Raw genomic sequence first — 12,284 nt, forward strand, 5'->3', positions numbered from 1 at the left:
GTGGAGGTCGGGTGTCGATACCCGTTTCGCCAGCAATTGTCCGAGGCCTCTTTCCAGGACGACAGCTGCGGGGTAGCTCAGGAGGGATCATTCGAGGTGTCGTCCGTCGACCGTCTCTGGGAATCTGCCCGGACGCTGCCCTGGAACCACCGGCCCGACAGGCAGGACATAGCCACGATCATCTCGGCCATACGCCCGTCGGATCGGATCATCGGCGTGCACCGCGTGGCGTGGTCGCTGACCTCGGCGGGCGTCCTAGTCGTGACGAATCGGGCGCTGCTCGTCGGTGACGACCATTCGGGTCACCAGTGGAATTGGGCGCTGGCTGCAGCACCGCCCGCTTTCCGGGTCGGTTCCAAGGCACTCGCTATCCCGCGCACGAGCATCCGCCGGATCGAGCTGACCGCGTCCGGCATCGCCATCTTCACGGATTCGGGGCCGGTTGACCTGCCGGCGCGGGCAGGGCCGAATCGGCACGAGAAGCTCGAGTGGATGCTGCGCTTGATCGACCCTGGGAACGCGGCACCACTCGGGGGATTGCCGCCCGAGGCGGAGACGGTCGTGGAAGAGGACACGCCGTACCCAGGACTGTGGAGCGGGCGCGAGCGCATCGACGGCCTGATCGTCGTCACCCGCGCGCGCCCCGACGACGACGCCGGGTCCGACTTGGTCTCGTCCGCGGGCAGGGCTTGGCGGCGCCTGCCCCGCTGGACGCAGTGGGTCGTGTCGATCGCGATCTTCCTCGGGCTGCAGACCTTCGCTGCGCCGGGCGGTGTGGCGTATGTGGTCCTCATGGTGCTGTTCCTCGGCTGGACCGACCCGGAGAAGAGTGCCGAGCGCCGCGCCGCCGCCAGGCGGCGCCCCCGGGCGGGATCGCCGGAGGCGGTGCTGGCCGCTTCGGGGTCGATCGAGGCGCGGGTGGCTGGGGCGGCGTACCGCGCCTGGGAGGAGACGGTGCGCGAGCCCTCCTGGTCCTCGCCAGCGATGGCCGGGACGCGCGAGTCCTTCGACGGGCAGCGGGAGGTAGACACCATCGTCGACCTGGCGATCCGGATCCACGCCGCCCGAGACGAGCTCGGCATCCAGCCGGACGGGTCGCTGGCCGACTACTGGCGGCAGCAGATGGACGCGCTGGACCGGGCTGCCCTGCGGCTCGGGGATCGGGCCGACGCCTTGATCCGCCACCGGGATCAGGCTGCCGAGCTCTCCGCCGAACTGGGGCAGCTAGCCGAGCTCGAGCGGCTGGAGCGATCTGCGCTCGTGGTCGACGACCTGACCCTCGCGACCGCGGCGGCGCCTGGGCGCGACGGTCAGACGCCGGTGTCGGAGCAGATCACGGCCGCTCGCCAGACGGTGGGCGAGCTCATCGACCTGATGACCCGCACGCGGGCGCCACTGGCCGAACCGGCTCAGCCACCGACCCCCTAGCCAGTTCCGCCGCACCGCCCGACGCACCTGCGAAACTCTTGGAGACCGGTACATGTACCCCGACCCGCCCGATCGGTCGTCCGCGCGCACCGACGCCGTCCGCGGGATCGTCGTGCTGCTCGTCGTCGTCGTCGGACTCGCCGTCTTCTTCTGGGACGGCGCGGCGGGCGATGCCACCGAGGCCGACCCGGCGACCGCTCTGCCATCGGCGACCGCCTCATCGGGGCCCACACGGTCGGTCGCCCCGACCACCACGGCGCCGCCCACCCGCAACCAGGCCCGCATGCCCGACCTGGCCGGCGTCCGGCTTGACGCCGCCACGGAACAGCTCTCGGACTTGGGACGCGCCACCGGCGTCGACATCGGCCATCCCAGCTCGCACGACCTCTCCCCGCGTGACCGGTCGCAGTGGGCGGACGGGAACTGGACTGTCGTCACCACCCGGCCCGCGGCAGGGCGACCGGTGATGGACGGGACCGACCTAGTCGGCGTGCGAGCATCGCCGGGTGGCTGACTCTCACCGCCTGCTGATCGCCAATCGCGGGGAGATCGCCGTCCGCATCGCTCGCGCCGCGGCGGCCGAGGGGATGACCAGCGTCGCCGTCACCGCTGCTGACGAGCCTGACGCAGCTCACCTCGCCGCCGCTCACGAGGCCTACGTCCTCCCCGGCAGCGGCCCGGCCGCCTACCTCGACGCCGACGCGATCGTGCAGGCCGCTATCGCTACCGGCTGCGACCTCCTCCATCCCGGCTACGGGTTCCTCTCTGAGAGCCCCGACCTGCCCGACGCCTGCGAGGACGCCAGCAGCCGGCGCGGCTCCCCGCTCGTCTTCGTCGGCCCCAGTCCCAAGGCGCTCGTGGTCCTCGGCGACAAGGTGCTCGCCCGCGGGCTCGCGGAGAAGGCCGGCATCCCCGTGCTCCCAGGCCTCGGCGTCCAGGTGGACGTCGCCGTCGTCACGAGCCTCATGGAGGAACGGGGCGCCGTCATGCTGAAGCCCCGCTTCGGCGGGGGCGGCCGAGGCACCCGCGTCGTCCGCCGGGGCGACGACGTGCAGGCGGCGATCCGCAGCGCCACGGCCGACGCGCGTGCAGCCTTCGGGAACGCCGCGCTCCTCGCCGAGACGTTCCTCCACCCCGCCCGGCACATCGAGGTCCAGGTCCTCGGCGACAGCAAGGGAGCCGTCGTCGTCCTCGGCGACCGGGACTGCTCGCTGCAGCGCTCGCGGCAGAAGATCTTCGAGATCGCCCCTGCGCCTAACCTGCCCGACTCCGTCCGCACCCAGCTGCACGACGCCGCCAGGAAGCTGGCGACGGAGGTATCGCTACGCGGCCTCGCCACCGTCGAGTTCCTCGTCTCCGCCGGCGACCCCGAGCGCTTCGTCTTCCTCGAGTGCAACCCGCGTTTGCAGGTAGAGCACACCGTCACCGAGGAGACGACCGGCCTCGACCTCGTGCGCCTGCAGCTACGGGTCGCCACGGGCGCCACCCTCGCCGACCTCGGCCTCGCCGACGGCGCACCCCTCCCGCTCGGGTGGGCCGTCCAGGCCCGCGTCAACGCCGAGACCATCACCGCCGACGGCGTCGTCGTCCCCTCCGCCGGCACCATCACCTCGCTCGCCCTCCCCGGCGGGCCCGGCGTCCGCGTCGACACCGCCGCCCGACCCGGCGTCGAGCAGAGCCCGCGCTACGACTCGCTGCTGGCGAAGGTCGTCGTCCACGAGAGGCAGGGCGAGCTTGGCGACGCACTCCGCCACCTGGACCGGGCGCTGGCCGAGGTCGACGTCCGCGGCATCGCCACCAACACCGCCTTCCTCCGCGCCGTCCTCACCGACCCCGACGTCCTCGCCGGGCGGGCCACCACCACGCTCGTCGACGACAAGGTCGCCGAGCTGGTCGCGAAGGCACCGCAGCACGCCGAGCCGGAGGAGCGCTCCGAGCAGCTCACCCCCGACGAGGACGCCTTGCGGGCCTCCGTCCCCGGCACCGTCGTCGCCGTCGAGGCCACCGCGGGCACGACAGTGAAGCCCGGGGGAGCGGTCGTCGTCCTGGAGGCGATGAAGATGGAGCACGTCGTTGCGCTCCCGGCCGGCGGCACCGTCCTCCGCATCGCCGTCCAGCTGGGCGACACCGTCCAGCAGGGCCAGCTGCTCGCCACCGTCGAGCACTACGACGGCGACGCCGAGCAGGACCAGGACCAGCACGACCTCGACGCAGACCGCGCCGACCTCGCCGAGGTCAGACGCCGCCACGAGCAGGGCCTCGACGAGCACCGCACCGAGGCGGTGGCCAGACGGCACGCCCAGGGCCGCCGCACCGCCCGCGAGAACCTCGCCGACCTCGTCGACGAGGGCAGCTTCCTCGAGTACGGGCCGCTGGTCTTCGCCGCCCAGGAGCGCCGCCGCAGCCGGGAGGAGCTGCAGGAGCGCACCCCGGCGGACGGCGTCGTCGGCGGGCTGGCCGACATCAACGGCGACCCGGCCGTCGTCGTCTCCTACGACTACACCGTCCTCGCCGGCACCCAGGGCATGCGCGGCCACCTCAAGAAGGACCGATTGTTCGAGCTGGCCGAGAAACGCCGGCTGCCCGTCATCCTCTTCGCCGAGGGCGGCGGCGGCCGGCCCGGCGACGTCGACCACCCGGTCGTCTCCGCGCTCGACACCGCGGCGTTCACCCTGTTCGGCCGGCTCTCCGGGCTCGTCCCGACCGTCGGCATCGCCAGCGGCCGCTGCTTCGCCGGCAACGCCGCGCTGCTCGGCACCTGCGACGTCGTCATCGCCACCGAGGACGCGAACATCGGCATGGGCGGCCCCGCGATGATCGAGGGCGGCGGACTGGGCGTGGTGGCGCCCGAGGAGATCGGCCCGATCGACGTCCAGCACGCCAACGGCGTCGTCGACATCCGGGTCGCCGACGACGCGGCCGCCGTCGCGGCGGCCAGAAAATACCTCTCCTACTTCCAGGGCCCGGTAGCCGACTGGACGGCGCCCGACCAGCGTGCGCTCCGCCATTTGGTCCCGGAGAACCGCAAGCGGGTCTACGACATGCGCGCCGTCCTGCACGCGTTCGCGGACGAGGACAGCGTGCTCGAGCTCCGCGACGGCTGGGGCGCCGGCATGGTCACCGCGCTGGCCCGGGTCGAGGGCGCGCCGATCGGCGTCATCGCCAACGTGCCCACCCACCTCGGCGGCGCCATCGACGCCGACGCCGCCGACAAGGCCGCCCGCTTCCTGCAGCTCTGCGACGCGCACGGGCTGCCGGTCGTCTCGCTCTGCGACACCCCGGGCTTCATGGTCGGCCCCGAGTCGGAGAAGACGGCGACCGTCCGCCACTTCTCCCGGCTGTTCGTCATCGGCGCCAACCTGTCGGTCCCGATCGGCACCGTCGTCGTCCGCAAGGCCTACGGCCTCGGCGCGCAGGCCATGGCCGGCGGCAGCACGAAGGTCCCGCGGTTCACCGTCGGCTGGCCGTCGAGCGAGTTCGGCCCGATGGGCCTGGAGGGCGCGGTGCGCCTCGGCATGCGCCGGGAGCTGGCGGCCATCGAGGACGACGCCGAGCGCGCCGCCGCCTACGACGCGGCGGTGGCCGCGGCGTACGAGAAGGGCAAGGGCCTCAACGTGGCCGCCCACTGGGAGATCGACGACGTCATCGACCCCGCCGACACCCGCCGGTGGATCACCACCCTGACCCGCGAGGTCGCTGACACACCCAGCCGGGAAGGTCGGGTGCGGCCCAACGTGGACACCTGGTGACGGCCTGCCGGGGCCGTCGCCAGCGCGGGGTGGCCCGCGGGTGCCTTGTGGATCCGGCGGACGGGTCCACAGATCTGACCGAGGCGCCTCGCAGCGCTAGCGACCGCGGCAGGGTCAGGGCATGTCCTCCTCCCGGCGTCGCTTCCATCCCTCGTTGCTCGACATGCCGATGTCCGACGAGCGCATCCCGGTACCGCTGCTCTCGGACGTCGACCTTCCCTCGTCAGTGCGCGTCGACCTCCCCGCTGCCGGCCGGCTCCGGCTGGGCGACGTCGACCTCGGTGTCGGCCGCCCCGCCGTGGCGCGCGGCCTCATCCCCGAGGCGGCGACCCCGCCGGCGTCGGCGCTGTGGCTGGCCGACCGCGGAAGCCACGACGCTGCGGCCGGCTGGCGGCGGCTGGTCGACCTCTTCCCCGGGACGGGTCTGTGGCCGCTGGTGCTGACACCGCTCTCCGCAGACCACCTGCACCGCCCCTGGGACTCCGGAGAACTGGAGCCGATTCCCCTCGCGGACGTCGACGCACTCCGCCCGGAAACCGTGCTGGCCGAGGGGTGGGCGGACAGCCTCGTCCCGATCGGGACCGATCCCTACGTCGAGCACCTTCGGCCGTTCGGCGCGGAGTTCCCCGGGTTGTCGGCGCCGCTGCAGCGTGCGGCTCCTCCCGCCTCGGTGCCCGCGGACGCCGTCGCGCTGGGGGGATGGACGCGGATCGGCCTGGTGCCGTGCCGGCGCCCCGCCGATGCGGTCGCCTCGATCGGGTGGCACGGTGCGATCAACAGCAGGAGCGCCGCCCAGGTCTCCGCCGTCCTCCGGAGCTGGGAGGAGCGGTTCGGCGTCGTTCTCGCGGGGCTCGGGTTCGCCACGCTCACCCTCCTGGTGCCTCGCCCGCCGAGGAACGAGTCGGAGGCGCTCCCCATCGCGGCCGAACTGGCGGCACTGTGCCCCGACGTGCTGGCGGAGGACGGCCCGGTGGACGGCTTCGGCTACGCGGCGGGCGGCACGGTCGCCGGTCTGGCGGAGCTCCTCGTCGACCGGCCGGTCTGGAAGCTGTGGTGGGACTGAATGGGGCGTCAGCGGCCGCGGGTCGCCATCCCGCGGGACTCCCATCACCGGTCCTCGATGGCAGCGATCGGCTGGAGGCGAAGGGGCCAGAAGGTCCGGACGGTGGACACTTCAGCAACGGAACGGTATCTACGATCCGTTATATTGCGCGGGTGCCGGTGATCGAGTCCGCGGGCAGCTTGCTGCAGGAGGCGCGTCGACGTGCGGGCATGACGCAGGCCCAGCTCGCGCAGCGCGCCGGCACCACTCAGAGCGCGATCAGCGCCTACGAGTCGGGCCGGCGCCAGCCTTCCCTACCGGTTCTTCTCGGCATGCTCGCCGCCACCGGCCACGTCCTCGAGGGTTCTCTGGTGGCGGCCGAGCCCGCGCGTCCGGCGCCGCTCGCAGGCGTGCTCGGCCGGCGCGTACACCGACACCGGCGGGAAATCACGAGCATCGCTGCGCGATACGGAGCTCGAGACGTCCGCGTCTTCGGCAGCGTTGCGCGCGGCACCGAGAGGACCGACAGCGACATCGATCTCCTGATCGACCTGCCCGCCGGCACGGGTCTGTTCGCGCTCGGGAGTCTGCGTCACGACCTCGAGGAACTCTTGGCCACCCGAGTCGACGTCGTCCCCGCCGACAGGCTCAAGCCCGAAGTCCGGGCCCGCATCGACGCCGACCTCGTCTCATTGTGAGTCGCTACCGGCGCCAGCGGTTGCTGGGCGTCCAGGCTGCCCTCGATGCGATCGACTCCCATGTCAGTCGCGGACGCCCCCGCCAGCGGCCCCCCCGACTGTCACCGCAGCCTGTCGCGGGCCGCGATGATCTCGGCCCGCCTGCCGCTGGTCAGATAGTCGGGCGCACCGAGCGGCGATTCGTTGTAGACCCACTCGTCGGCGTCGATGCCGAGCGCGCGCAGGAGCGGCTTGGCGCGCTGGGAGGGGCTGCTCGACCGGACGCCCAGGCAGCCCATCAGGTCCTTGACGGACGGCGATCCGCGGTCGAGCAGACGGTTGGCCCGGGCCACCATCCAGCAGACCGTCGCGGCGGTCAGGTCGGCCCGCGACCGTCCGGCGACGAGTTGCGGAGCGGCAGTGGCCAGGCGCGCGAGGAGCCGGCGGGCCGCCGTCCTCAGCTCGACGTCGAAGAGCTCGTCGCAGCAGCGGTCGACCAGGACGAGCACCTCGGCGACGTGCTCATGGACGTCGTCGGGCACCTGCCGCCAGTCGAACTGCTCATCGGGCAGCGGCTCGGCATCCAGCCGCTCCAGCGCCTCGGGTCCACCGACGGCCCCCTGCCAGGTCGTCAGCGCACGGGCGCGGTACTCCGCAGCCAGCTCCTCAGGTGTGCGCAGGGCCTCGTCGAGGCCGAGCGCCCCCATCCTGGCCAGCAGTGCCTCCGGGCCCTGGGGGCGAGCGGAGCGGATGGTCTGCTGGTACTCCGGCTCCCAGTCGTCGACGGCGGCCAGGGTGTCTGTCGTCAGCTCGGCGCGAAGGCCCCGCTCGGCGTGGGCGAAGCGGATGAACGCGCGCAGCAGGTCCGGCGCCTTCGCCAGGTAGCCGACGTCGGCGACGATCTTGCGAGGGATCCAGTCGGTCAGCAGGATCTCGACGCTGGTCGGGCTCCAGCGCAGGGGGTCGCCGGGGCCGTAGTCGGCGCCGAACCACAGCAGGTCGTCGAGCAGGCCGCGGGAGTCGCCGTCGTCGAGCCCGGTCCCGAAGGGCGAGGCGAGGAAACGCTCGACCAGCGCAGTCCGGGCGTCGTCCGGCCAGTCGGGCCGCACCCAGCCGCTGCCCCCGGTCGGGAACAGACCGAGCGCCCACCGGACGAAGGGACGACTGGCCGGCCAGCTGTCGGTCTCGATCGGCGGGAACATGATCGCACCGAAGTCGATCGCCTCGGTCAGCATCGCGCGGGCGTCGGCGGGGTCGAGGTCGGTCAGCGTGACGTCGGGATCGTCGATGGCGTCCTCGAGCGTGGGCACGAGGTCGTCGAGCCGGTCCGGAACGGGGAACGAGTCCTTGACCACCGTGCCCATGTTGTGGTCGACGAGGGTGACGACGGACAGCTCGAACCCACCGGCCAGCCGGACGGCGAGGACGATGTTCTCCGAGTCGCCCAGGACGTGCCGCATGCGCACCACCCGCTCGACCGGCTGCGCCGCATCCAGGCTCAGCAGCCAGCGCGGCAGGACGTGGCCGCGCGCGGAAACTTCCCGGTGCGCTCGCCTGCGCAGCACGTCGTCACCCGACAACCCGGCGAGGGCGGTCAGCAGCGCGGACGTCTCACGCAGGTCGACGGTGAAGAAGCTGTCGATGAACTCGTCGCGGTCGGGCGGGGACGGCTCGGCCGGCCGGCCGAACGAGGGGCGCTGCTCGAACGTGGCCAGGATCGAGCTGGCCAGACCGAGCAGGGGCAGCGGCGATCCGGAGTCGAGCGCGGCGGCGACGTCGTCCATCAGGTCGGTCTCGCGAGGGTCACCCGTCGGTCCGCGCCGCACCGGTCGTCGCCCGGAGCGGGCGGGCCGCTCCCGGTGAGCCTGGGCCCGGCGAGCCTTCTCGCGGCGCGAGCGCTTCGACATGGTCGCCACGCTAGCGAGGGCCCTCCGAGCGCGCCGCCGCCTACGACGCGGCCGTGGCCGCGGCTACGCCTCGTCGGCAGGGTGAGCGGTGGCACCAGCTCGTCGACGTCGTCGGGCGGAAACCCCAGGGACTCCCGCATCCGTCGGCGAGCCCGCAGCAGGACGAGCTCCGCATAGTCGTTGCTGGGATGTACGTCCACCCGGTCGGGCAGTTCCAGCTGCCGGACGCCCATGTTCAGCCACCGGTACGCCTGCTGCAGATCGCCGGCCAGCTCGTGGTTCTCGCTCATGAAGACGTAGACGTCGAGATCCGCGGGCGCCGTCCGTCGGACCTCGTCGCTGAGCCGTCGCGCCTCGTCCACCAGCCCTACCCGCAGGAGTGCGGCGTGGTAGCAGCGCGCGTCCGGCAGGACCGTCCCGCGAGCGGCGACCGCGCGGCGGTAGAGGGCGAGCGCGGCGTCGTGCTCCTCCACCTGGTCCAGATGCCACGCGGCCGCGTTCAGCAGGCGGGCCGGCCCGGTCTCGTCGTCCGGGTGCGCCTCGTCCGCCCAGGCGACCATTGTCGCGGCGGCGCGTCGGTGGTCCGCTGCCGTCCGGGCGGAGAACTCCAGACGCCTGGTGAGCGGGGACCGACTCGGCACCTCGTCGATGGCGAACCGGCTGCCTCAGGAACCGCGGCGCTCCGTCGTGCCGGCCGCCTGCTCGGAACGGACGGCGCTGGCCAGGTCGATCAGCACGGCGCAGGCGCCGAGCAGGTCCAGCCCTCGGCCTTCGGCGGAGGCGGCGTCGTACTCGGCCGAAGGCAGCGCCGCACGTGTGGCGGCGGCGTACGCCTGGCCGTCGACCGGGTCCATCAGCAGCGGGTCGTAGCCGACCCGGCGGCTGAGTGTCTCGATCGCGCCGAGGATCACCGCACCCTGGCGGGGCGACCCCGATGCCGTGGCGGCACCTGCGCCGGTGAGCAGGACGGCGAGGATGCCCGTCGCGTCGTCGTCGGCCAGCGCGCTGCTCACGGCCGCGGCCGCCGCCTGCACCGCCTCCGGAGCGCGGCCGAGGGCGAGCAGCACCTTGGCGCGCACGTACAGCGCCGAGCCCGCGCCCCAGGTGTGCCCCTGCTCGACGGCGATCGCCTCGGACTCGTCGAGGTGGCGCAGCGCGGCCTCGGCGTCCCCGGCCACCCGGGCGAACTGGCCTCGGGTCATGGCGATCTCGGCCCGCACCCAGCCGACCCCGCTGCGCTCGGCCGCCGCCACGGCGCGCGCGGCGTCGACCTCGAAGTCGGCCACGGCGTCGGTCTCACCGAGCAGCGCGCGCAGGTAGGCGCGCAGCACCAGGGCGAGCGCGAGGGCCTCGCCGGCCTCGTCGGGCGCCTGGGCCACCACCTCCTCGACCCGTGCGCGCACCGCGGCGACGTCGCCGGCGAGGTAGGCGAGCAGCGCGTCGCCGAGCAGCGCCCGCACCCGGACGGCGGCCGGAGCCTCGGGGGCGGCGGCGAGCGCGTCGGCCACCCAGCGGCGGCCCTCGCCGACCTGTCCGCGGCGGTACCACCACCAGCTGACCGCCGCGGCGATCCGCAGCGCCCCCTCGCCCTGGCCGGTGGCGAGGGCGTGCGCGAAGGCGGCGCGCACGTTGAGCCGCTCGGCGTCCAGCCGCCGCCATCCGGGCGCGGCGTGCCGGGTGCGCAGGGTCGGCTCGATCCGCTCGGTGAGGCCGACCAGGAAGGCCACCTGCCGGTCGCGCAACCGGCGTCGCCCGGCGTCGTCGAGCAGGGTGTCGGCGTACTGGCGCAGCGTCTCGAGCATGCGGTAGCGGCCGGCGCCGTGGTCGACCTGCAGCAGCGACTTGTCGGCCAGCGCCCGCAGCGGCGTCAGCGTGTCACCGCCGCTGCCCAGCTCGGGGCCGGCGACGGCGTCCACGGCGTCGACGCTGAAGCCGCCGGCGAACACCGACACCGCCGTGAAGACGGCCAGCTCGGCCGGCGGCAACCGGTCCACGCTCCACCGGATGGTGGCGGCCAGCGTCCGCTGCCGCTCCGGCACGCCGCGCAGCCCCTGTCCGAGCACGGCGAAGCGGTCGCCGAGCCGGGTGACCAGCTCCGCCAGCGGCAGCGTCTGCAGCGTCGCCGCGGCCAGCTCCAGCGCGAGCGGCAGACCGTCGAGCTCGGCGCAGAGCCGCCGCACGAGCTCGAGGTCCTCCGGCGACGGTTCGGCCAGGCCGGGCACCGCGAGGCGCGCCCGGTCGAGGAACAGCCGCGCCGCGTCGCTGTCGGCGCCCTCCACCTCGAGCGGCTCGCACGGCATCACCGACTCGCCGAGCACGCCGAGCGGCTGCCGGGACGTGGCGAGCACCTGCAGGTGCGGGCACTGCGCCAGCAGCGTGGCCGCCAGCAGCGCGGCGGCGTCCAGCAGGTGCTCGCAGTTGTCGAGGAGCAGGAGCAGCTGCCGGTCCCGCAGCGCGTCGCCGAGCGCGGCCAGCGGGTCGCCGACCGACAGGGCGACGCCCAGCGCCGTCGCCACCTGCGCCGGCAGCAGCGCCGGGTCGCTCGTACCGGCCAGCTCCACGAGGACGGCGGGAATGCCGCGCGACTCCTGCCGCCGGGCCGCCTCCAGCGCCAGCCGCGTCTTCCCGCTGCCGCCCGGGCCGACGACGGTGACCAGCCGCTGGCCGGCGATCCGCGCGCTCAGCACGTCCAGCTCCCGCGCCCGCCCGACGAACGAGGTGAGCGGGGTGGGCAGGACGGGGGCGATGTCGCCCAGCCCCCGGGGCGGCGGGAAGTCGGCCCGCAGGTCCGGGTGGTGCAGCTGGGCGAGCCGGACGGCGGCGGGGAAGCCGCGCAGCCGGAACGAGCCGAGGACGGCGAGCTCGGCGCCGCGCGGCAGGTGGCCTGCGGCGGCGTCGGTCGCGGCCTCGGACAGCAGCACCTGGCCGCCGTGCGCCCCCGCGCAGATGCGGGCCACCTGGTGCACCGCGAGGGCCACGTAGCCGGTGCCGACAGGAGTCGCAACGCCGGTGTGCACGCCCATCCGGGCCCGCACCCGCACGGGTCCCCGCCACCGGGGGCCGGTCAGCTCGCGCTGGGCGCCCAGGCAGGCCGCGACCGCGTCGCCGGCGTCGGCGAAGGCGGCCAGCAGCGCGTCGCCGTCGGTCTCGAAAGCGAGCCCGCGGTGGCGCCGGCAGACGCGGCGCAGCAGCGCGCGGTACCGCTCCAGCAGGGCCGGGTAGTCGTCGCCGAGCTGGTGGAACAGCCGGGTGGATCCCTCGATGTCGGCCATCACGAACGTGACGAGGCCGGCCGGCAACGCCCCGGCGTGGCGGGGTGACCGGGTGCGCGGCCGGCGTGGCTCGGGGACTGGCGAGGCGCCGTCCTCCCCGGACTTCACGGCCGACATGGGCGGCACCGTAGCCCCGCAGGGCTGCCGGCGGGGAGTCCCGAGCCCCGCCCGCAGCTCGTCCACTCTCCGTCCGGGTCCGAGAGCACCGC

General features: G+C 74.1%; 8 protein-coding genes. 5 read left to right on the forward strand and 3 right to left on the reverse strand.

Annotated features, from left to right (window positions below; genetic code table 11):
• The 5 genes from FHU33_RS07555 (at position 1) to FHU33_RS07575 (ending at position 6,917) form a co-directional block, all read left to right on the forward strand.
• Positions 1–1,428, forward strand: coding sequence for a hypothetical protein (locus tag FHU33_RS07555; protein WP_142024789.1), 1,428 nt, complete (start codon positions 1–3; stop codon positions 1,426–1,428).
• 52 nt (positions 1,429–1,480) lie between these two features.
• Positions 1,481–1,942: a hypothetical protein gene (locus tag FHU33_RS07560; protein ID WP_142024790.1), complete on the forward strand. Its 462-nt coding sequence runs from the start codon at positions 1,481–1,483 to the stop codon at positions 1,940–1,942.
• Entirely contained in the window at positions 1,935–5,177 is a 3,243-nt protein-coding gene (locus tag FHU33_RS07565) for an acetyl-CoA carboxylase family protein (protein WP_142024791.1), read from the forward strand. Before FHU33_RS07560 ends, FHU33_RS07565 begins: the two co-directional genes overlap by 8 nt.
• 121 nt (positions 5,178–5,298) lie before the next feature.
• Positions 5,299–6,240 carry a DUF4253 domain-containing protein gene (locus tag FHU33_RS07570; protein ID WP_142024792.1) on the forward strand — a complete coding sequence of 314 codons (942 nt, stop codon included), beginning with the start codon at positions 5,299–5,301 and terminating at the stop codon, positions 6,238–6,240.
• Between the two features lie 152 nt (positions 6,241–6,392).
• The gene (locus tag FHU33_RS07575; RefSeq protein ID WP_211355033.1) at positions 6,393–6,917 is read left to right on the forward strand and encodes a helix-turn-helix domain-containing protein; all 525 of its coding nucleotides are present in this window, start codon (positions 6,393–6,395) and stop codon (positions 6,915–6,917) included.
• A 101-nt stretch (positions 6,918–7,018) separates the two neighbouring features.
• Here the strand turns inward: FHU33_RS07575 and FHU33_RS07580 are convergent, their stop codons facing one another.
• The 3 genes from FHU33_RS07580 to FHU33_RS07590 are packed head-to-tail and all read right to left on the reverse strand — an operon-like array spanning position 7,019 to position 12,192.
• Positions 7,019–8,680 carry a DUF6398 domain-containing protein gene (locus FHU33_RS07580; RefSeq protein ID WP_142024793.1) on the reverse strand — a complete coding sequence of 554 codons (1,662 nt, stop codon included), beginning with the start codon at positions 8,678–8,680 and terminating at the stop codon, positions 7,019–7,021.
• Positions 8,680–9,444, reverse strand: coding sequence for a tetratricopeptide repeat protein (locus tag FHU33_RS07585; RefSeq protein ID WP_142024794.1), 765 nt, complete (start codon positions 9,442–9,444; stop codon positions 8,680–8,682). Before FHU33_RS07585 ends, FHU33_RS07580 begins: the two co-directional genes overlap by 1 nt.
• 24 nt (positions 9,445–9,468) lie before the next feature.
• Entirely contained in the window at positions 9,469–12,192 is a 2,724-nt protein-coding gene (locus FHU33_RS07590; RefSeq protein WP_142024795.1) for an ATP-binding protein, read from the reverse strand.
• Positions 12,193–12,284 lie beyond the last annotated feature (92 nt).

The sequence above is a fragment of the Blastococcus colisei genome, assembly GCF_006717095.1.
GTDB lineage: Bacteria > Actinomycetota > Actinomycetes > Mycobacteriales > Geodermatophilaceae > Blastococcus_B > Blastococcus_B colisei.